General features: G+C 68.0%; 15 protein-coding genes. 10 read left to right on the top strand and 5 right to left on the bottom strand.

All coding sequences use genetic code 11. From position 1 onward, the window contains the following. Position 1: 1 nt before the first annotated feature. The 6 genes from H7347_RS05945 to H7347_RS05920 all read left to right on the top strand — a co-directional run bounded on the left by H7347_RS05945 (position 2) and on the right by H7347_RS05920 (position 7,660). A complete protein-coding gene (locus H7347_RS05945) occupies positions 2 to 2,335 on the top strand; it encodes an excinuclease ABC subunit UvrA (protein WP_152822246.1) in 2,334 nt (777 codons plus the stop codon). Positions 2,336 to 2,356: 21 nt separating this feature from the next. Continuing rightward, complete coding sequence (locus tag H7347_RS05940; RefSeq protein ID WP_186337314.1) at positions 2,357 to 3,526, top strand: sensor histidine kinase; 1,170 nt, start codon at positions 2,357 to 2,359, stop codon at positions 3,524 to 3,526. Further along, entirely contained in the window at positions 3,523 to 4,215 is a 693-nt protein-coding gene (locus H7347_RS05935; RefSeq protein ID WP_152822243.1) for a response regulator transcription factor, read from the top strand. The genes H7347_RS05940 and H7347_RS05935 overlap by 4 nt, the downstream gene beginning before the upstream one ends. 51 nt (positions 4,216 to 4,266) lie before the next feature. Next, positions 4,267 to 4,992, top strand: coding sequence for an ATP-binding cassette domain-containing protein (locus H7347_RS05930; RefSeq protein WP_152822241.1), 726 nt, complete (start codon positions 4,267 to 4,269; stop codon positions 4,990 to 4,992). Beyond that, complete coding sequence (locus H7347_RS05925; protein WP_152822239.1) at positions 4,992 to 6,449, top strand: hypothetical protein; 1,458 nt, start codon at positions 4,992 to 4,994, stop codon at positions 6,447 to 6,449. The genes H7347_RS05930 and H7347_RS05925 overlap by 1 nt, the downstream gene beginning before the upstream one ends. Positions 6,450 to 6,598: 149 nt before the next feature. Next, a complete protein-coding gene (locus H7347_RS05920) occupies positions 6,599 to 7,660 on the top strand; it encodes a biotin/lipoate A/B protein ligase family protein (RefSeq protein WP_152822237.1) in 1,062 nt (353 codons plus the stop codon). A gap of 6 nt (positions 7,661 to 7,666) precedes the next feature. On the opposite strand, the gene H7347_RS10750 is transcribed toward H7347_RS05920, so the two are convergent. Beyond that, positions 7,667 to 8,296: a DUF4143 domain-containing protein gene (locus tag H7347_RS10750; protein WP_255476844.1), complete on the bottom strand. Its 630-nt coding sequence runs from the start codon at positions 8,294 to 8,296 to the stop codon at positions 7,667 to 7,669. 858 nt (positions 8,297 to 9,154) lie between these two features. Further along, a complete protein-coding gene (locus tag H7347_RS05910) occupies positions 9,155 to 9,850 on the bottom strand; it encodes a TetR/AcrR family transcriptional regulator (protein WP_152822235.1) in 696 nt (231 codons plus the stop codon). 107 nt (positions 9,851 to 9,957) lie between these two features. Between H7347_RS05910 and H7347_RS05905 the strand changes: the two genes are divergently transcribed. The 3 genes from H7347_RS05905 to H7347_RS05895 all read left to right on the top strand — a co-directional run bounded on the left by H7347_RS05905 (position 9,958) and on the right by H7347_RS05895 (position 14,427). Continuing rightward, the gene (locus H7347_RS05905) at positions 9,958 to 11,454 is read left to right on the top strand and encodes an NAD(P)/FAD-dependent oxidoreductase (RefSeq protein WP_152822233.1); all 1,497 of its coding nucleotides are present in this window, start codon (positions 9,958 to 9,960) and stop codon (positions 11,452 to 11,454) included. A gap of 109 nt (positions 11,455 to 11,563) precedes the next feature. Further along, positions 11,564 to 13,048 carry an APC family permease gene (locus tag H7347_RS05900; RefSeq protein WP_227659035.1) on the top strand — a complete coding sequence of 495 codons (1,485 nt, stop codon included), beginning with the start codon at positions 11,564 to 11,566 and terminating at the stop codon, positions 13,046 to 13,048. Then, positions 13,045 to 14,427 (top strand): NAD-dependent succinate-semialdehyde dehydrogenase, encoded by a 1,383-nt coding sequence (locus H7347_RS05895; protein WP_152822231.1) that lies wholly within the window; start codon positions 13,045 to 13,047, stop codon positions 14,425 to 14,427. Before H7347_RS05900 ends, H7347_RS05895 begins: the two co-directional genes overlap by 4 nt. Before the next feature lie 94 nt (positions 14,428 to 14,521). Here the strand turns inward: H7347_RS05895 and H7347_RS05890 are convergent, their stop codons facing one another. The 3 genes from H7347_RS05890 to gabT all read right to left on the bottom strand — a co-directional run bounded on the left by H7347_RS05890 (position 14,522) and on the right by gabT (position 18,343). After that, positions 14,522 to 15,367: an endonuclease domain-containing protein gene (locus H7347_RS05890; protein WP_152822229.1), complete on the bottom strand. Its 846-nt coding sequence runs from the start codon at positions 15,365 to 15,367 to the stop codon at positions 14,522 to 14,524. A 143-nt stretch (positions 15,368 to 15,510) separates the two neighbouring features. Next, the gene (locus H7347_RS05885; protein WP_152822228.1) at positions 15,511 to 16,989 is read right to left on the bottom strand and encodes an NAD-dependent succinate-semialdehyde dehydrogenase; all 1,479 of its coding nucleotides are present in this window, start codon (positions 16,987 to 16,989) and stop codon (positions 15,511 to 15,513) included. Positions 16,990 to 17,002: 13 nt separating this feature from the next. Then, positions 17,003 to 18,343, bottom strand: coding sequence for a 4-aminobutyrate--2-oxoglutarate transaminase (gabT, locus tag H7347_RS05880; protein WP_152822226.1), 1,341 nt, complete (start codon positions 18,341 to 18,343; stop codon positions 17,003 to 17,005). Positions 18,344 to 18,450: 107 nt separating this feature from the next. Between gabT and H7347_RS05875 the strand changes: the two genes are divergently transcribed. Then, positions 18,451 to 19,815 (top strand): PucR family transcriptional regulator, encoded by a 1,365-nt coding sequence (locus tag H7347_RS05875; protein WP_152822224.1) that lies wholly within the window; start codon positions 18,451 to 18,453, stop codon positions 19,813 to 19,815. The last annotated feature ends 470 nt before the right edge of the window (positions 19,816 to 20,285 follow it).

Here is a 20,285-nt window from a genome sequence, read left to right as displayed (position 1 = left end):
CATGACCACGAACGACCTGCATGACACCATCCGCGTTTTTGGCGCGCGCGAGCATAACCTCCGCGACGTCAGCCTTGAGCTGCCCAAACGCGCGCTCACGGTGGTCACGGGGGTGTCCGGCTCCGGGAAGTCCTCGCTGGTCTTTTCCACCATCGCCGCGGAGTCCCAGCGGTTGATCAACGAGACGTACTCCTCCTTCGTGCAGGGCTTCATGCCCTCGCTGCCCCGGCCGGACGTGGATCTGCTGCAGGGCATCACCACCGCCATCGTGGTGGATCAGGAGCCCCTCGGCGCCAACCCGCGCTCCACGGTCGGCACCGCCACGGACGCCACCGCGATGCTGCGCATCGTCTTTTCCCGCATGGGCTCGCCCAGCGCGGGCGGCCCGGGGGCCTACTCCTTCAACATCCCCTCGGTGAGCGCCACCGGAGCGATCTCCGTCAACGGCGGCAAGAAGCAGCGGCAGGACTTCCACCGCACCGGCGGCATGTGCCCGGAGTGCGAGGGCACCGGGCGCGTCACGGACTTCGACCTCGACGAGGTCTTCGATCCCGCGTTGAGTCTCCAGGAGGGCGCGCTGAAGGTGCCGGGCTACAAGACCGGCGGGTGGTCCTACCGCATGTACGCGGAGTCCGGCCTGTTCCCGGCGGACGCGCCCATCGCAGACTTCACCCCGCGGCAGCGCGCGGACTTCCTGGACAAGGAGGCCACCAAGATGGAGATCGCCGGGATGAACATGACCTACGAGGGGTTGCTGCCCCGGCTGCGCCGCTCCATGCTGTCCAAGGAGCGCGAGGGCATGCAGAAGCACATCCGGGAGTTTGTGGACCGCGCCGTCACCTTCATCCCCTGTCCCGCCTGCGGCGGCACGCGGCTGGCCCCGCACGCCCTAAAATCCACCATCGACGGCACCAACATCGCCCAGCTCTGCGCCATGGAGATCACCGAGCTGCGCGAGTGGGCCGCCCGGCTGGAGCACCCCAACCTCACCCCGCTTCTCGACGCCCTGCGCGCCACCCTCGATAACTTCATCGCCGTGGACCTGGGCTACCTCACCCTGGACCGCCCCATCTCCACGCTCTCCGGCGGCGAGGCACAGCGCGCCAAGATGATCCGGCACCTGGGCTCCCCGCTCACGGACATCACCTACGTGTTCGACGAGCCCACCGCCGGGCTGCACCCGCACGACGTAGAAAAGATGAATAATCTGCTACACAGCCTGCGCGATAAGTCCAACACGGTCCTGGTGGTGGAGCACAACCCGCAGACTATCCTGGCCGCCGATCACGTGGTGGACATGGGCCCGGGCGCGGGCACCGAGGGCGGCACCGTGTGCTACTCCGGGCCGGTATCCGGCCTGGAATCCTCCGGCACCGTCACCGGCGCGTACCTGCGGGACAAGGGCAGCCTCAAGGCCGAGGTCCGCAGGCCCACGGGCACGCTGAAGGTACGCGGGGCCCGGCACAACAACCTGCGCGACGTGGACGTGGACGTCCCCCTGGGCGTGCTCACCGCCATCACCGGCGTGGCGGGGTCCGGCAAGTCCTCCCTGGTGCGCGCCCTGCCGCGCGACGAGTCCACCGTGTATATCGACCAGGGCGCCATCAAGGGCTCGCGCCGCTCCAACCCCGGCACCTACACCGGGGCGCTCGACCCCATCCGCAAGGCCTTCGCCAAGGCCGGGGGTGTGAAGCCCGGGCTGTTCTCCCCCAACTCCGACGGCGCCTGCCCGCACTGCAAGGGCGCAGGGGTGATCTACGTGGACCTGGGCATCATGTCCGGCGTCGCCACCCCCTGCGAGGTGTGCGAGGGGCTCCGCTTCGGCCCATCCGTGCTGGAATACACCCTGGGCGGCCTGACCATCGCGGACGTGCTGGAGCTCACCGCGGCCCAGGCCGCGGACTTCTTTGCTGCCAAGGACTCCCGGGTGCCCGCCGCCACGAAGATCTGCGGCAGGCTGCGGGACGTGGGCCTGGGCTACATCACCCTGGGCCAGCCGCTCACGGAGCTCTCCGGGGGCGAGCGCCAGCGCCTCAAGCTCGCCACCCACATGGCGGAGAACGCCACCCGTTACGTGCTGGACGAGCCCTCGCGTGGCCTGCACCTGGCGGACGTGGAGAACCTGATCTCCGTGCTAGATCGCCTGGTGGACGCCGGAGCCAGCGTGATCGTGGTGGAACACTCCCTGGCCGTTATCGCGCGCGCCGACCACGTGATCGACCTCGGCCCGAGCGCGGGCTCGCAGGGCGGCCGGGTGGTGTTCAGCGGCAGCCCAGCCGATCTCGCTGCCTCCGGCACCGCCACGGGGCGGTACCTAGCGGAGTTCGTGGGCTAGGGCACGGCGATCATGCACAGCATGCGGAGACTCCGGCGCGGCGACGCCGCCGCGGCGCTCCTCGGCTGCGTCCTCGCCGCGATGTACGTGAGCATCGCCGCCGCGCACCCCACCCCGGTGCTGTGCGCGCAGGCGGCGCTCTCCCTCGGCTTCGTCCCCGCCCTGGCGCTGTGGCGCACCCGGGTCGTCCCCGCCGCCGGGGCCCTGCTGGGGCTGCTCGCGGCCTGGTGCCTCGCGTTCATCGCCGCCGCGCCCGCCAACACGGGATTTCCCCCGTACCTGGTGGCGGCGCCGATGGCGGTCTATTCCCTTAGCCGCCACGCCCCGGATCGTCACCTCGCTTGGGGTGCGCTCCTCGCGTGCGCGGCGGCCGCACCCGCCAGCCCGCTCATGTGGGAGCTGCGGGGCCCGGACGACCTCCGCTACCGCTCCGGGAATTCCCTCCTCGGCTTCCTCGCGCTGCACTGGTCGCTGCTGGGCGTGGCCTTCCTGTGGGCGCTGCACCGGCGCGCGGAACAGCGGCGGCGCGAGCGGGAACACGAGGCGGCCCGGGAAACCGAGCGCATCCTCATCGCCCAGGAGATCCACGACGTGCTCGCCCACAACCTCACCCTCATCAACGTGCAGTCCTCCGCCGGGATCATCGGGGCACGCACCAACCCCCAGGCGGCCGTCGAGGCGCTGGGCACCGTGCGGGACGTCAGCGCGGAGGCCCTGGCGCAGGTGCGCGGGATCGTGGCCACCCTGCGCTCCCCCGGCGCGCCCACGGCTGCATCGGAGGACCCCGCCACCCTCGCGGAGATCGTGGAGGGCTTTCGCGGGCTGGGCCTGACCGTGCGCGCGGACTATCCCGCCGACATCCTCTCCCGCCTGCCCGTCCAGCACGCCCTGGCGGTGCGTCGCATCACCGCCGAGGCCCTCACCAACGTGCTGCGCCACCAGCGGGCGGGCACAGCCGTGAACTACCGCCTGACCGAGGATCCCTCCGGCCTGACCCTGACGGTGGAGAGCCTCGAGGCGCCGCGCTCGCTCACCTCCGCAGCCTCCGGCCCGGGCCTGCCCGCCGGGTGCGGCACCGGCCTGGTGGGCATGAGCGAGCGCGCCACGGCGCTCGGCGGCACGCTGCGCGCCGGTCCCACGGAGCGCGGCTGGCTCGTGCGTGCCGACCTGCCGTTAGGAGAACCCCGATGACCCCGTCCATCCGCGTGCTGCTGGCCGACGACCAGCCGCTGCTCGCCTCGGCGCTCGCCACGATCCTGTCCGCCGAGGAGGACATCGCCGTGGTGTCCGTGTGCCACGACGGCGAGGAGGCGCTGCGCGCCGCCCGGGAGCACCGGGTGGACGTGGCGGTGCTGGACATCCGCATGCCCAGGGTTGGCGGGATCGAGGCCGCGCGCGTCCTGGCTCCGCGCGGCGTGGCCGTGCTCATGCTGACCACCTTCAACGAGGACTCCCTCATCCGCGAGGCCATCGGCGCGGGCGCCTCCGGTTTCCTGCTCAAGGACGCGAACCCGGCCGAGCTGGTCCGGGCGGTGCGCAGCGTGCACCGGGGGCAATCCGTGCTCAGCGCCGGGGTGACCGGCCACGTGCTGCGGGCCTACCGGCGAGCCGTGGCGGGCGCGAGCGCCCTGCCCGCCCACCAGCGCCAGGGCCTAAGCCTGCTCACCCCACGCGAGCTCGAGATCCTTTCCCTCATCGCGGCGGGCCACACGAACGCCGAGATCGCCGCCGCGCTGACCATCGGGGCCGCCACCGTGAAGACCCACGTCTCCCACCTCCTCACCAAGCTGCACTGCCGGGACCGGGTGGCCCTGGTGCTGCTCGCGCACCGCGCGGGCCTGGCCCCTCCCCCTGACGGGGGAGAATCTCCTTCCCCATAATCACCCTGCGCGGGGATCACGCCGCGCCGCGCAGGGGCCATAGTAGCGGGCATGACTACCGATGTTCCCTCCCTTACCTGCCGTGGCCTGCGCATCAGCCTCGGCGGGCAGCGCATCCTCGACCGCTTCGACCTCACCGTTCGCCCCGGGCGCGTCCACGCCCTGATCGGACGCAACGGGGCGGGCAAGTCCACCGCCTACAAGGCCATCCTGGGCCTGCTGCGGCCCGATGCGGGCGAGGTCACCATCCTCGGCTCGCCGCGCACCCGCGAGAGCCTGCGCCACATCGGCGCCAGCATCAACGGCCCCGCGCTCTACCCGCACTTAAGCGCCGTGGAGAACCTCGCGATCCACTGCCACCTGCTGGGTCTGCCCCGCTCCGAGGCGCTGCGGGCGCTGCGCGCGGTGGGCCTGCCCGATACCCGCAAGCGCGCCTCGGCCTTCAGCACCGGCATGAAGGCCCGGCTGGCCCTGGCGATCGCCACGCTGGGTGACCCCGAGGTCCTGCTGCTCGACGAACCCCACAACGGTCTCGATCCCCAGGGCATCGTGGAGCTGCGCGGCTTCCTGCGCCAGTGGGCGCGGCGCGGCGGCGCGGTGCTCCTGAGCTCCCACCAGCTCGGGGAGGTCACCCGCATGGCCGACGACCTCACGGTGCTCGCCCACGGGCGCGCTCACTACGCGGGCACGCTGGCCGACTTCGCCCCGCCGGAGCGACTGGAGGAGCGGTTCCTCGCCCTCACCGACGCCACGAGCGCAACGGAGGATCACCACTAATGCTCCGATCCCTTCCCCGCGCCCTGCGCGCGGAGCTGCTACGCACCCGGCGCAGCGCGGTCGCGCGGCTGCCGCTGCTCGGCCTGCTCGTCGGCGGGCTCAGCGTCTTTCTTCCGATGGTGGCCTCCGGCCGGCGCGACGCCGCCGTCCTCCTCTCCTGGCAGGGCATGTACGTCACCGGCATGGCCGCGCCGCTGACCGCGTTGTTCTACGTGCTCGCGGACAGGCGCGAGCGCGCCGCCCGCTGCGGGGGCACGCAGTGGCGTGCCTTCTCCCCGGCGGCCCAGCGCGCCGCGCGGGTTCTGGTGCTCGCGGGGCTGCTGGGTGCCTTCACGGCGCTGAGCTTCGGGATGTGCTGGTGCGCGGCCCTGATTCAGGGCTATGCCGGGGCGGGCGCGATCCCGCTCGCCGGGCTGGCCTCCTGGTGGGGCCAGGTGGGCGTGCTCTGCGTTTTCCTGCTGATCGGCCGATCCACCGGCGCCGTCCTGCCCCTGCTCGCGGCCGTGACCTGGCAGGTCGTCGGGCTGCTCGCCGCGGAATCACCCTCATGGTGGGCGGTTCCTCCAGCCTGGCCTGTGCGCCTCGCGCTGACGCTGCTAGGCACGCACGCCAACCTCGTGCCCTTCGCCCCCGGCGAGCCGATCCCCCACCCGTGGCCGGCCCTGGCCGCCTGCACTCTCATGAACGCGCTGGCCCTCGCGGCCGCCGTCGCCTGCGACCCGCGCTCGCAGCGGAGGGCACCGGGGCGCCGCCACCAAACCGGAAATGCCTCGGCGGAGATCCTATACTCCCCCGGCGGCAGTGCCGCTCGCCCCACACGGTGGGGTCTCCTGCGCGTCCCTGTGCTGGCCGCCCGACGTCGCGGCGGCTACCCGCTGCTCCTGGCGACGCTCTCGGTGCTCGCCTACGCCGCTGCCGTGTACCCGCCGTTCGTGGTCACCGGGCTGACCACGTTCCTCGTCCTGCCCCTGGGCACCGCGATCCTGCCGGTGACGGCGTGGGGTGGGCTCGCCCCCGCGTGGCGCATCGCCGTGCTGCGCCGCCCGGGGCTGCGCGGCGCGGTGACGTTGTGGCACCTGGGCATGACCTGGCTCGTGTGCCTGGCGGCCGCCCTGGGGGCCGTCGCGGCCGGGGAGTCGATAGGGCGGGCCGCCGCCCGCGCGGTGCTGTGGTGCGCCACCGGAACCGTGCTCGCGCTGCTGTTTCTGCTGCTCACCGTGCGGTTCTCCCCCGGCGCGGCCCTGGGGCTGGGTGTGGTAGGCGCCATCGTCTCGCTCACCCTGGGTGGGGACGTCCTGGCCTCCACGCCCCTGTGGCTCCTCGCGCTGCCCTCCTGGGGCGAATCCGCGCTCGACCCCGGCCGGTTCCCCCTGGCGCTGGCGCTCTGCGCGGCGCTCGCGGCGGTTCTCCTGCCGCTGCTGGGGCGCGCCTATCGACGCCACGAAGCCGCCGCGTAGGGCGCGCGGGGATTATTCATGCCACGCCGTGGCCGGTGTGAGCCCCTCCAGCCCCAGAACGGAATGAAAGAATCTCCCCATGCCACGCCGTGGCCGGTGTGGTTCCACCGCACCCCGCAACGGCATGGAAGCGCCCGTACCATTGCCCCATGAGCACCGATCATCACTTCGAAATCAAGGTTCCCGGAGGAAAGCTGGTGGTAGTGGACGTCTCCGAGGACGGCCAGCGGATCACCGCCGCCAGCGTCTCCGGCGATTTCTTCCTCGAACCCGAGGACGCCTTCCCCGCGCTGACCCACGCGCTCGTCGGCGCGCCGCTCACGGACACCGCCGAGCAGCTCCAGCAGCGCCTGGACGCGGCGCTGGCGCCGCTGGGCGCTCAGCTCCACGGATTTTCCACCGCCGACGTCGCCCTGGCCGCCCGCCGCGCGGTGCTCGACGCGAAGGACCTCACCGACTATGAGTGGGAGGTGCTGCGCCCCGGCGCGCTGCCCACCCTGCTCAACGTGGCTCTGGACGAGCACCTACTCCACGAGGTCGCCGCCGGGCGGCGCGGCCCGATCCTGCGTTTCTGGGATTGGGAGGATCGCGCGGTGGTCTTTGGCTCCTACCAGAGCTACGCCAACGAGCTAGATCCGCACGGCGTGGAGCGGCACGGTATCGTCCCGGTGCGGCGTATCTCCGGCGGCGGCGCGATGTTCATGGAGGGCGGCAACTGCGTCACCTACTCCCTCTATGTGTCCGAGGCGGCGGTGCGGGGATTGAGCTACGTGGAATCGTACGAATACCTCGATCAGTGGGTCCTCGCCGGGCTGCATTCCCTGGGCGTCAACGCCTGGTACGTGCCCATCAACGACATCACCTCGGATCACGGCAAGATCGGGGGTGCCGCCCAAAAGCGCGTGGCCGGCGCGGTGCTGCATCACACCACCATGAGCTACGACATCGACGCCCAGAAAATGACGGAAGTGCTGCGCATAGGCAAGGTCAAGATCGCGGACAAGGGGCTGCGTTCCGCCGCCAAGCGAGTAGATCCGCTGCGCCGCCAGACCGGTGTGAGCCGGGAGGAGGTCATCACCGCGCTGATCGACGCCTTCCGGTCCCGCTATCCCTCGCACCCCGGAAAACTCAGTGAAGAGGATCTCGCGGCGGCCCGCAGGCTCGTGGAAGAGAAGTTCGGCACGCGGGAGTGGACACACCGGGTGCCATAGACGCGATCACGGGCCGAGCAGGGCGAGGGGAACCACGGCCACGCCGTCGGCGCGGCGATAGGCATGCCTTCCCGTGGTGACCACCACCTTGTCCACCACGCGATCCCCGATCTTGTTTTCTAGCCAGTGCAGGTGGCGCACGTCGCGATCGTCCACGGCCTCCTTGAGCTTGACCTCGATGGGAAGCACCCGGCGATTATCCAGCTCCACGATGAGGTCGATCTCCTGACGTCCCTCCTTGGTACGAAGGTGATATAGATGCGCCCGCAGGGGCTCGATCATGACACGGACGGAAAGGGTCACTAAGGACTCGAAGAAAAGGCCTAAAAGCGAGCCGTCCTTGGGGGTAAAGGTTCCTCCTTCGTACTTCATCAGAACGCCCTCATCGATCCGCATGAGGCGGGCCGCGATCGCGGGATCGACCATCTGGTGCTTGGGGGCCTGCGTGGCCCGCGATAGCGGGGCCAGCGCGGGAGACCACCCGGGAACGGGATCAAGAATAAAAATTCTTTCCAGCGTCTCCCGGTATTCCAGCGCTGTGGATTTGGACGGCTTGTTGCTTTCCCCGGGGGTAGCCGCGTCCAATATCTCCGAGTAACCGGCTGTCGTGGAACTGGCTGCGGCGTAGGCTTCCATCCACTTTCTCAGTGACTGCGGCCTGCGAACGGTATGCCCGGATTCCGTCATCTCGTGGTCGGAGATTCTGGCTATGTACCCATCCAGTTCCTCCAGCCGGACCGGGTGTGGAAAGTCCCGTATCCCGGGGAAACCCGACCGAATGATCTTCTCCACGTAGGTATTCAACCCACAGTGTGCCGCTCCGCCTACCTTTCCTCTTCGCCCGCTCGCCAGATCCGCGATGCTGACGCTCGGCTCGCAGATGCCCCGCTCGAAGAAGGACAGGGGCCTGAGTCTGAGGCGCAGGATCCTGCCCGCGCCGGAGTGTATCCGGACGTTCTTTGTTGGCCCCGCCGATCCCGTGAGTAAAAGCGTCCCCCGCGCCGATCCTCGTCCACGCTGTGCCGCACCGCGTCCCAGATCGGGGGATAAAGCTGCCATTCGTCGATGAGCAAAGTATGCGGAGAAGCGATCTCCCCCTCCACATCGCCCCTCACGCGCTCCATGTCCACGGTGCGTGTCAATCTCAGGACATCCTGTGCCCGCTGCAGGGCCGTTGCAGTTTTTCCCACCGCCTTGGCCCCCTCGATCGCTATCGCGGGGGCATACGGAAGCAGGGTGTCCAACACCTCGTCTAGCACCCGTCGAATGTACATCTGCTTTACCCCTTCCCACGTGCGTAAACTACCTCTAGACCACTTTCTACGCTACCTCTCGCCCACCTTGAAAGCCCCGGACGCACAGCGTCGCCCCGCCACCGCCTCCGTTACCACAGATAGATGACGAATCTGCCCCTACCTCACGACGAGGAATCGCCCCGTGTTTGCCGCCTCCGCCATGCTCATGGGCGAGCGAGCCGCGGAGTTGATCCGGAGACTAGGAGCCGCCTGCGCAGCCCTCATCGGCCACGTCACGCAGGAGCGCGCGAAGCCCCAGCCGGAAGGGGGCGTCAGCGTAGGGGTTGCGGTCGGATTCTCGTTCTTCCTCGGGGCCCGTCGGCGCGGCGCGGTGGGCGGCGTCGAGGGTGGGCGCATCGAACCCCGCCGACTCCGGGACACGGAAGAGATCGGCGGGGGCGTGGACATCGAAGGCGGAGCCGTAGATGAAAGACTCCAGCATGACGATACGCGGCAACACCTCCTCGGTGGGCACACCCGCCCGGACATAGACCCGGGCAACAAGTTCGTACATCGCCACGGCGCGAGGCGCGCCGGAGATCGGAGCGTGCGCGATCACGCTGACCAGGGGCGAATGCCGGGCGAAGACGTCGCGGTAGGACTCCGCCCAGGCGGCTAGCGCGTCCCGGGGGGTGATCGTACCGTCGAGGGCGCGGTACAGCGGCGAGGTATCGACCTGCCCCATCACCGTGTCCTCCACGAGGAGGAGAAGTTCGTGCTTGCCGGAGACGTGGTTATACAGGGCGCTGGGACTGACCCCAATCTGCTCCGCGATGCGGGCCATCGTGAGCTTGTCGTAGCCGAGACGGTGGATGATAGCGAGCGCCGCCTCGGCGATTTTTTCCCGGTTGACCAGCGAATACGAGGGGCGCCCTCGGCCTTGCGCACGATTCATACCTCCAGACTATTCCACTGGCCTCAGAAATCCTGTATGGTGACTGCCAACACAAAATGAACATGATTCATTTTGGTATGGGACACGACCCGACCTTGAGGAGCATCATGAATCTTCCGGCAGAAAACCCAACGATTACCCGCGACGTCGCCATCATCGGCGCCGGCCCCTCCGGCCTCATGGCCGCGCGCACCCTGCGCAGCAAGGGCCTCAGCGTGGCCGTCCTGGAGGCACGAGACCGGGTGGGCGGGCGCACCTGGAGCGGTCGGGTCGCCGACGAGCAGGGCGTGGAGCACTTCCTCGAGCTGGGCGGGCAGTGGATCTCCCCGGATCAAACCCGCCTCCTCGCGCTGCTGGAGGAACTGGGGCTACCCACCTTCCAGCGCTACCGCGAGGGCAAGTCCATCTATCTCTCCCCCGATGGCACCCGTCACGAGTACGAGGGCACGACCTTCCCCGCCTCCCCGGAGACCATCGCGGAGATGGAACGCCTCATCGGTATCATGGACGAGCTCGCCGCCGAGATGGATCCGGCGCGCCCCTGGGATCACCCACGGGCTCAGGAGCTCGACCGCGTCTCCTTCCGCAGCTGGTTGGAGGAGCTTTCCGACGACGCCGAGGCCATCGATAACGTCTCCATTTACGTCGCCTCGGGCATGCTCACCAAGCCCTCCTACGCCTTTTCCACCCTCCAGGCCGTGCTCATGGCGGCCTCCGCGGGTTCCTTTTCCAACCTGGCGGACGAGGACTTCATCCTGGATCGCCGCGTGATCGGCGGAATGCAGGGCGTCTCGCAGCGGATGGCGGACGAACTCGGCGAGGACGTCCACCTCGGTACCCCGGTGCGCACGGTGGAATGGGCCACCCCAGATTCCACCACCGCCGACGCGCTCAACAACGTTCCGGCCGACGTGCGCAATGGAGTAACGGACAACGGCGCCCCCGGCTCGGTAGTGGTGCACTCCGATCGGCTCACGGTGCGAGCGCGCTACGCCGTCCTGGCCGTGCCGCCGAACCTCTATAACCGCATCTCCTTCGTACCGCCGCTGCCCCGCAAGCAGCACATCGCCCACCAGCACATCTCCATGGGGCTGGTCATCAAGGTGCATGCCGTGTACTCCGAGCCCTTCTGGCGGGCCGAAGGACTTTCCGGCACCGGTTTTGGCGGCGGGCGCCTGGTGCAGGAGGTCTACGACAACACCAACTACGGCAAGAACATCGGGGCCTCCCGCGAGGACGCCGAGGATTCCTATGGCACCCTCGTGGGCTTCGTTTCCGACGTGTACGCCGAGCAAATGTGGGCACTGCCCGCGCAGGAGCGCAAGGAGCGCATCCTGGCGGAACTGGCCGCCTACCTCGGCCCCAAGGCCACAGACCCCATCGCCTTCTACCTCTCCGACATGGCGGCCGAGGAATGGACGCGCGGCGCCTACGCCACCTCCTACGATCTCGGCGGGCTCTCCCGCTGGGGCCATCTGCAAAATGAGCCCACGGGACCTCTCTACTACGCCTGCTCCGACATCGCCGCCGAGGGCTATCAGCACGTCGACGGCGCCATCCGGCAGGGCGAGATCGTCGCGGAGAAGATAGCACAGCGCGGATAGCACGGGATGGTGAATGATGGTGACGCAACCGCTGGCTCCCCGCGCCGTCCCGGGGACCGGAGATAACATAGCCGGGACGAAGGGCCTCGCCGCGGGAAGAGTGGGGTTGATGGGCGCCGTGATCATCGGCATCAGCTGCATCGCCCCCACCTACACGCTGACCTCCGGGCTGGGCCCCACGATCTCCGCCGTGGTCGAGTACGTCCCTGCGGTACTGCTGCTGGGCTTTATCCCCATGCTCCTGGTGGCCTTCGCCTACCGCGAGCTCAACGCCGCCGTGGCGGACTCCGGCACCTCGTTTACCTGGGCCTCCAAGGCCTTCGGGCCGTGGGTGGGCTGGATGGGTGGCTGGGGGCTGATTACCGCCACCATCCTGGTGCTTTCCAACCTGGCGGCGGTGGCCGTGGATTTCTTCTACCTGCTCATAGCGCAGATCACCGGGCGACCGGAGATAGCGCAGTGGACCCACTCGCTGTGGATCAACATCCCCACCACCTTCGTCTTCATCGCCCTGGCCACCTGGGTGGCCTACCGCGGCATGGACTCCACCCAAAAGCTCCAGTATCTCCTGGTGGGGGTGCAAATCCTGGCTATCGTCGCCTTCGACACCGTAGCCTTCCTCCGCGCCCTGCGCGGCGATGGCTTCGATGTCACCCTTCCGAGCCTGAGCTGGTTCAATCCGGTGGGTATCGGTGACTTCCCACTCATCGCCACGGGCATCTCGCTATCAATCTTCATGTTCTGGGGCTGGGACGTCACCCTCACCATGAACGAGGAGACCAAGAACCCGGAAAAGACCCCCGGCCGGGCGGCCGCGGTGACGGTGAGCATCATCATAGCCCTGTACATCGCCACGGCACTGGCCATCGTCGCCTGGGCCGGTACCGGCTCCACGGGCCTGGGCGCGGGGAACCCGGACAATCAGGAATCCATCTTCGCCGCGTTGTCTTACCCCGTCCTGGGACCCGCCGCGCTGCTGATGTACGTGGCGGTGCTGTCCAGTTCCTTTGCCTCCCTGCAATCCACCATGGTCGGCCCGGCGCGCACCCTCCTGGCGATGGGGTATTACCAGGCGCTGCCGCCGATCTTTGCGCGGATAAGCCCCCGGTATCGCACGCCGTCCACGGCCACCATCGCCTCGGCGGTAGCCGCCGGCGGTTTTTATGCGGTCACGCGGATATTGTCCGATAATGCTCTCTGGGACACGATTGCCGCCCTGGGCCTGATGATTTGTTTCTATTATGGCATCACCGCCATGGCCTGCCTGTGGTATTTCCGTCACGAGCTCTTTGCCAGCGCGCATAACATCGTTTTCAAGTTCCTCTTTCCGCTGCTCGGAGGCGGTTTCTTGCTCATCATGTTTGTCGTCACCGCATGGGATTCCATGAATCCCAGTTACGGCTCGGGTTCCTCTCTTTTCGGCGTAGGCACCGTGTTTATTTTGGGCACGAGTATCCTCTTGTTAGGGGTGGCGCTCATGGTCTTTACCCGGCTGCGCCACCCGGCCTTCTTCCTGGGACACACGCTGCCCCGGATCACGGCCCGCCATGACGTCTATCCCTCATCCCCGATCCCCACGAAGGAGAAATCATGACCTCCCCCCAGTACCGCGTCCACAACCCCGTGACCGACGAGGTGGTAGAGACTTTCCCCTTTGCCAGCGACGCCGAGGTCGAGGCCGCCCTCGATGCTAGCGCCCGCGCCTTTGCCTCCTGGTCGCAGCTGCCGCTGGCCCGGCGCGCCGAGATCATGGCGTGCGCCGGGGAGCTTTTCATCGAGCGCAAGGACGCCCTCGCCACCATCGCCGGCACCGAGATGGGCAAGCCTCATTCCGAGGCCGCCGACGAGGCCGAGCTCTCCGGCAACATCATTCGCTACTACGCCGAGCACGGCGCCGAGTTCACCAAGGATCAGCCCATTCCGGTAGTCTCCGGCTCCGGCAAGGCCGTGATCCGTCGCCTGCCCATCGGTCCCCTGCTGGGCATCATGCCGTGGAACTTCCCCTACTACCAGATCGCCCGCTTCGTGGGTCCCAACCTGGTGCTGGGCAACACCATCCTGCTCAAGGACGCGGAGATCTGCGCGCGCTCGGCGCTCGCCGTGGCCGAGATCTTCCGCGACGCCGGGGTGCCGGAGGGCGTGTACACCAACCTCTTTGCCACCCACGAGCAGGTTTCCACCATCATCGCGGACCCGCGGGTGCAGGGCGTCTCCCTCACCGGTTCGGAGCGCGCCGGGGCCATCGTGGGTGCCCAGGCGGGCCAGCATCTGAAGAAGGCCGTGCTCGAGCTCGGCGGGAGCGATCCGTACGTGATCCTCGATTCCGCGGACATTCCCGCCGCCGCGGCCCTCGCCTGGGGCACCCGGATGTACAACACCGGGCAGGCGTGCAACTCCAACAAACGCATGATCGTCATGGACGACGTCTACGAGGAGTTCGTGGCCGAGCTCGTGGCCCTGGCCGAGGCCGCCACCCCCACCACCCCGGACAAGGAGGGGGAGAACACCTACTGCCCGCTGTCCTCCCGCGAGGCCGCCGAGAAGCTCAAGGATCAACTCGATCGCGCCGTGGCCGCAGGGGCCACCCTGCGCGCGGGCGGAGAACTCACCGAGACCGGAGCCTACCTATCCCCCGCCGTGCTCACGGACGTGCCCGTGGGCTCGGACATCTACTATGAGGAGTTCTTCGGCCCCGTGGCCACCGTGTTCCGGGTAACTTCTGACGAGGAGGCCCTCCGGCTGGCCAACGATACCCGCTTTGGCCTGGGCGGCACGGTGTTCTCCGAGGATACCGAGCGTGCCGCCGCTCTCTCCCGCCGCCTGGAAGTGGGCATGGCCAACGTGAACACCCCCGCCGGGGAGGGCTACGAGTTGCCCTTCGGCGGGGTGAAGCGCTCCGGCTTTGGCCGTGAGCTGGGCCCGCTGGGCATGGACGAGTTCGTGAACAAACAGCTCTACTACGTGGAGGACTAGGCACGACCGCTCACCGCCCCGAAATGCCCCGTTCCCGGCACACAAGACCTCGGATCCCCGCGACTCCGGGAGCTTACGTGCCGGGAACGGGGCATTACCATCGATCGCTACGCCTAAAGATCCAGTGCCACTCCCACACCCCTTGAGTGGGCAGCGGATTCGGCATGGTCCGCACGGAGAGAATCTGCGCCACCACCCGGTCTAGCTCATTGGCCACGCAGCTGCCGGTAAAACGCAGCACGACGTACCCCGCCAGTGTCGCGTCATTTGCCTTGGCGCGGTCCCGCACGAAGATCTCCAGGTTTTCGCTGCTGTGGTATTTGAAGCCGTCGACTTCCACCAACAGGTTGAGCTCCGGGACGTAAATGTCCCACCAGTAGGCGCCGAGGAACACGTTATTTTCCACCGCCAATCCGGCGTTTTTCAGGGCCCTGATGAGGACTGTCTCGCCACCACTATCGGCACCAATCACCGCCTTCCTCAGGAGGTCGCGGCTCCGCGCGGGGAAGCGAACGCCAGCAGCGTGTTTTTCAATCGCACGTTTTCCATTCCGGTTTTTGTAGACGTGCTCCAGGAGAGCAATGGCTCGCGGTTCCTCGAGGTACTCGATGGCGAGACACGGAAGATGCACACGATACTCCCCCATCCAGACAAATGCCGACCTCCGCGAGCGAAACCATTCAACGCCGTCCATGTCCGGCATGTCTCGCGTACTCACCAGCTGCAGCGGAAAGCTCAGTTCCCGGCGGTAAAAAAGCTGCTCGGCCGTGCACCCCGTGGCACGCGCGGCGGGAAAGGTAGCCAAGAGAACGCCCAAGAGCTCGCGCGCGGTGGGGGCTCGTGTCAGGTAGAGCCCCTTGCAAACCTTGTAGTACGTCCCCGCCTTCACGCGACGCCGTACCGTGGAGCGGTCAACGCCGCTGACAATAAGGTTTCTCATATATCCCCCCGGTTGACTTTAAAGCGCGGAACCACGCGCTGCAAGAGGAATGCCCCGTTCCCGGCACGTAGGCTTCCGCATCCGCGGGGATCCGACCGCTTTCGTGCCGGGAACGGGGCACGTCGCTAGGTGGTTAGCCCCGGCTAGGGCTTGGCGATGTAGCGCACGGAAATGTACTCCTCGATGCCCTCGGCGCCGCCCTCGCGCCCGAACCCGGACTGCTTGATACCGCCGAAGGGGGCGGCGGCATCCGAGATGGCCGCGCGGTTGATGCCCACCATGCCCGCCTCCAGGGCGTGCGCGAGGTAGTCCGCCGTGTGCACGTTCTCCGTAAACGCGTAAGCGGCCAGCCCAAACTCGGTGCTATTGGCCCGGGCCACGCCTTCCTCCAGGGTGGCAAAGGTACTCACGGTGGCCACGGGGCCAAAGATCTCCTGGGAGAGGATCTCGGCGTCGTCGGGAAGGTGGGACAGCACGGTAGCGGGATAGAAGAAGCCCTTGCCCTCTGACACCTGCCCGCCGGTGTGTACCACCGCGCCCTGTTCCACGGCGCGCTCGACCAGCGCGGCCACGGCGTCGCGCTGGCGGGCGGTGATCACCGGGCCCAGGGTGGTGGACTCCTCCAGGCCGTGGCCCATGCGGATCGCCGCCATACGCTCGGTCAACCGCGCGGTGAACTCCTCGGCCAGGGACTCGTGCACCAGGAAGCGGTTGGCGGCGATGCATGCTTCGCCACCGTTGCGCATCTTGGCCTGCATGGCGCAGTCAAGCGCCATGTCGAGGTCGGCGTCGTGGGCCACGAGGAAGGGGGCGTTACCGCCCAGCTCCATCGAGGTGCGCTGGAGGTGCTGGGCGGACTGGCGCACTAGAATCTTGCCCACGGCGGTGGAGCCGGTAAAGGTGACCTTGCGCAGCCGGGAATCGGCCATGAGTTCCTCGGACATTCGCGCCGAGACTGTGGTGGGCACGATGGACACCACGCCCTCGGGCACCTCGTGGCGGCGGAATACTCCGGCGATGACCTCCCCGAGCAGGAGCATGGTCAGCGGCGTCTCCGCCGCCGGCTTGACGATCACCGGGCAGCCCGCCGCCAGGGCGGGGGCGATCTTGCGGGTGGCCATCGCCAGCGGGAAGTTCCACGGGGTGATCGCCAGCACCGGGCCCACCGGGGTGTGCGAGATGGTCATGGAGCCGTTGCCCGCCGGGGAAGCCGCGTAGCGCCCCGAGATACGCACCGCCTCCTCGGCGAACCAACGCAGGTACTCCGCGCCGTAGGCCACCTCGCCGCGCGCCTCCGCGAGCGGCTTGCCCATCTCCAGGGTCATCACGCGGGCGAAGTCCTCGGCGCGCCGCGTCATCTCCTGGAAGATCTCGGTGAGGATCACCGAGCGCTGTCGGGGGGCGACCTTCGCCCACGGCCCCTGGGCGGCGTCGGCCAGGGCGAGCGCCTCGAACCAGTCCCGGGAATCGGCGTCGGCGACCTCGGCCAGCACCTCCTCCGTGGCCGGATCGATCACCTCGAAGGTCGCACCGGAAGCCGCCTGGGTGGTGCGAGCACCCAGCCACAGGCCGGTGGGCAGGCTATCTAAGAGGTCCTGATGAGGAGTGTAATCAAAGGACATGCTGCGGGCTCCTTTACTTGTTGTCCGTCACGAGGTCCACCACGATACGCAGCGCCTCGCGCCACAGGTGCTCCGGGATCGCCAGCGAGGGCAGGAAGCGAATCACGTTATGATCCAGCCCGCAGGTCAGGATCAGCACGCCGCGCTCCTTGGCCCCGGCCGCCACCGCGTGCACCAACTCGGCGTCCGGCTCGCCCTCGGCGGTCACGAACTCCAAGGCCAGCATGGCGCCCCGACCCCGGAAGTCCGCCACCCGCGGGTCCTCGATGAGCCCGGCCAGCTCCTCGCGGGCGATCTCCTCGATGCGGCGGGCCCGGGCGCCAAAGTCCTTCTCCTCGAACTCCCGGAAAGTAGCCAGCGCCGCCGCGCAGGCCACCGGGTTGCCGGTGTAGGTGCCGCCCAGACCGCCGGGCTGCGGGGCGTCCATGATCTCCGCGCGGCCCGTCACCGCGGACAGCGGCATGCCGGAGGCGATGCCCTTGGCGCTGGTCACCATGTCCGGCACGATCCCCTCGTGCTCGCTGGCGTACCAGGTGCCCGTGCGCATCATCCCCGCCTGGATCTCATCGGCGATGAACACCACGTCGTTATCCGTGCACCAGCGCGACACCGCGGGCAGAAAGCCCGGCGCGGGCACCACGAACCCGCCCTCGCCCTGGATGGGCTCGATCACCACGCAGGCCAGGTTCTGCGCGCCGATCTCCTGCTCCAGGGCCGTGATCGTGCGCCGGGCGGCCTCCTGCCCACTCAAGCCGTCGCGCACCGGGTAGGACATCGGCACCCGGTAGACGTCCGGGGCAAAGGGGCCGAAGCCGGACTTATAGGGCTGCTGCTTGGCCGTCATCGCCATGGTGAGGTTGGTGCGACCATGGAAGGCGCGATCCATCACCGCCACCGCGTTCTTGCCCGTGTAGCTGCGGGCGATCTTCACCGCGTTTTCCACCGCCTCCGCACCCGAGTTAAACAGCGCGGTGCGCTTGGGGTGATCCCCCGGGGTGACCTCGTTGAGCTTCTCCGCCACCGCCACGTAGGACTCGTAGGGGGAGATGGTGAAGCTGGTGTGGGTAAAGCGCCCCACCGCCTCGCGCACCTCCCCGACCACCGCTGGGTTCGACGCCCCCGCCGAGGTCACCGCGATCCCCGAGGCCAGGTCGATGAACTGATTGCCGTCCGCGTCCACCAGGATGCCGCCGTCGGCGTCCACCACGTAGCCGGGCAGGGCGGGCACCATGCCCGCGGGCAGGGCCGCCTGGCGACGCTCCTCCAGGGCCTTGCTGCGCGGGCCGGGGCGCTGCTCCGTGACCAGCCTGCGCTGCTGCTCGATGCGATACTCCAACTCCGGTAGTGAGGCCATGACCGATTCCTTCCTCTTTCCGCAACAATTGCCCACTATTGTGATGCCACCCACCGCCGCGCCGCTATGGCCATAGCGTCTAATTTTCTGCAATTACACTATCCAGGGTGTCCACTATTCCCCTGGCCTGGCTGCTCAACCAACGCTCCCTCCACCTCCAGTCCATCCACACCCCCGGCGGCGACTTCACCGTGGTTCATGCCACCGAGCTGACCGACCCCACCGAGTTCACCACCCCCGGCAGCCTCATCCTCACCGTAGGACTCGCCTTCGCGGATTCCCCCGAGGACTTCCACGACTACGCCGCGCGACTGACCCGCGCCGGGGTGCGCGCCATCGGCTTTGGCACCGGGCTCGTCTTCGACCAGGTTCCCCCGCCGCTCATCGACGCCGCCCACACCCACGACCTAGGCCTTTTCGAGGTACCCCGCGCCACCGCCTTCCTCGCCATCGCCAACGCCGTCATGGCCGAACTCTCCCGGCGCACACTGGCCGAACAAACGGAGCTGCTGCGACGACAAGAAAAGCTCAACAGGCAGGCTGGCAACGGGCTCGACGCCCTGCTGCGCGAGGCCTCCTCCTACCTGGGGGCCGAGATTGCCCTCGCGGAGGTCGCCCCGGGTACCCCACCCAGCGCCCGCACCAGCACGGGCAAGAACGGGGCCAGGGTGACCACGCTGAGCATTCCGCTTGTGGTGGGGGGTGGGGGTGCCGAGCTCCCCGGGCGGCGGTTTCACCTCGTGGCCCGCTCGGCTTCCGCCGATAAATTCCCCGCCTCGTCCCGTGCCCTACTGCGGCACCTCGCCGGGCTGGTGGGGCTGCTGGTCTCTTCTCCCCCACGCGATTCCCCCGACGAGTCCCTAGCCCTGCGGGTACTGCTCGACCAGGGAGCCTCCACGGAGACGCGGCAGGAAGCCGAGCGAACGTTTCCCCAGGAGCCCCTGGACATGAGCGTGCTCCACGCGGATACCCCAGAACTTCTCGACGACGCCCTCTCCTCCCTGCTCCCTGGCCATGTTCAGCTGAGCGAATATAGCGCCGTGGTTGTTCATGCTCCTGGCGATACTTTCCCCCCGCTACCGCTGCGCATTGCCACCTCGCCGCGCACCCCAATCCGCGACATCTCCCTCCCCCTCGCCCAGCAACTACTCGCCCGGGCACAGGCCCTCAGCGAGCCGGGGACTATTCAGGTGCAGCCTCAACCGACCTGGCTCGCTGACCCCTCGGTGCAGGCGGCCCTCCAACCGCGGCGGGCCGCCACCATCGGGGCGCTGGAGGAATACGACCCCCGTCTCTCTACAACCCTGCGGGCCTACCTTCTGTGCGGGGCGCAGGTCTCCCCGACCGCCACTCGACTGGGATTACACCGACACACCATTCGAGCGCACCTGGAAAAGATCGAGCAGGTTTGTCAGGTGGATTTGAGCGATGCGCTGGTGCGGGCGGAATTGACGATGCTACTTCAAGGCTAGGCGATTATTCATCCGTCGCATTCAAGTGGGGATGCAAGCGGGACAGAATGTTCCTCCCTCACGCTCGCCGGTGGTCTGCTCGAAAAGGTGGAAACGATCGCCTCCGAGTACAACGCAACCATGGTGAAATCCGTGGAGGGGAATGGGTCCTACATCGTCATAGCCCCAAGGTTTGCCTTCGCCCACGCGCACCCCTCAAGGACCGCACGGGCAACGAATCTCTCCTGGGGGCGGATCGGCGCCCCCGGTGGGGTTCAGCCATGCTGCCCACGCCCCGCGAGCATGGTCGTAGCGCTTGCCGCTCAGGATCCCCCCCCTCTCACCTCAAGGCAATGCAAGAACTTGAGGCGTCCTTGGGGTGTGAGAGTGCACGAGCTAAATAGGAGATAATGGGGCCCATGGGCACTATGAGGTTTGATCAAGAGACCAAGGACCGTGCGCTGCGCTTGTATTACGAGGCGGTTGCCGAG

This window comes from Corynebacterium sp. zg-331, from assembly GCF_014267345.1.
Classification (GTDB): Bacteria; Actinomycetota; Actinomycetes; order Mycobacteriales; family Mycobacteriaceae; genus Corynebacterium.
This window is presented reverse-complemented; position numbering and strand designations above follow the sequence as displayed.

Coding starts and splice junctions, on each gene's coding strand:
- H7347_RS05890 (WP_152822229.1), bottom strand. CDS start 15,367: ATGAGAAACCTTATTGTCAGCGGCGTTGACCGCTCCACGGTACGGCGT.
- H7347_RS05930 (WP_152822241.1), top strand. CDS start 4,267: ATGACTACCGATGTTCCCTCCCTTACCTGCCGTGGCCTGCGCATCAGC.
- H7347_RS05910 (WP_152822235.1), bottom strand. CDS start 9,850: ATGAATCGTGCGCAAGGCCGAGGGCGCCCCTCGTATTCGCTGGTCAAC.
- H7347_RS05935 (WP_152822243.1), top strand. CDS start 3,523: ATGACCCCGTCCATCCGCGTGCTGCTGGCCGACGACCAGCCGCTGCTC.
- gabT (WP_152822226.1), bottom strand. CDS start 18,343: ATGGCCTCACTACCGGAGTTGGAGTATCGCATCGAGCAGCAGCGCAGG.
- H7347_RS05945 (WP_152822246.1), top strand. CDS start 2: ATGACCACGAACGACCTGCATGACACCATCCGCGTTTTTGGCGCGCGC.
- H7347_RS05900 (WP_227659035.1), top strand. CDS start 11,564: ATGGGCGCCGTGATCATCGGCATCAGCTGCATCGCCCCCACCTACACG.
- H7347_RS05895 (WP_152822231.1), top strand. CDS start 13,045: ATGACCTCCCCCCAGTACCGCGTCCACAACCCCGTGACCGACGAGGTG.
- H7347_RS05940 (WP_186337314.1), top strand. CDS start 2,357: ATGCGGAGACTCCGGCGCGGCGACGCCGCCGCGGCGCTCCTCGGCTGC.
- H7347_RS05920 (WP_152822237.1), top strand. CDS start 6,599: ATGAGCACCGATCATCACTTCGAAATCAAGGTTCCCGGAGGAAAGCTG.
- H7347_RS10750 (WP_255476844.1), bottom strand. CDS start 8,296: ATGGAAGCCTACGCCGCAGCCAGTTCCACGACAGCCGGTTACTCGGAG.
- H7347_RS05905 (WP_152822233.1), top strand. CDS start 9,958: ATGAATCTTCCGGCAGAAAACCCAACGATTACCCGCGACGTCGCCATC.
- H7347_RS05885 (WP_152822228.1), bottom strand. CDS start 16,989: ATGTCCTTTGATTACACTCCTCATCAGGACCTCTTAGATAGCCTGCCC.
- H7347_RS05925 (WP_152822239.1), top strand. CDS start 4,992: ATGCTCCGATCCCTTCCCCGCGCCCTGCGCGCGGAGCTGCTACGCACC.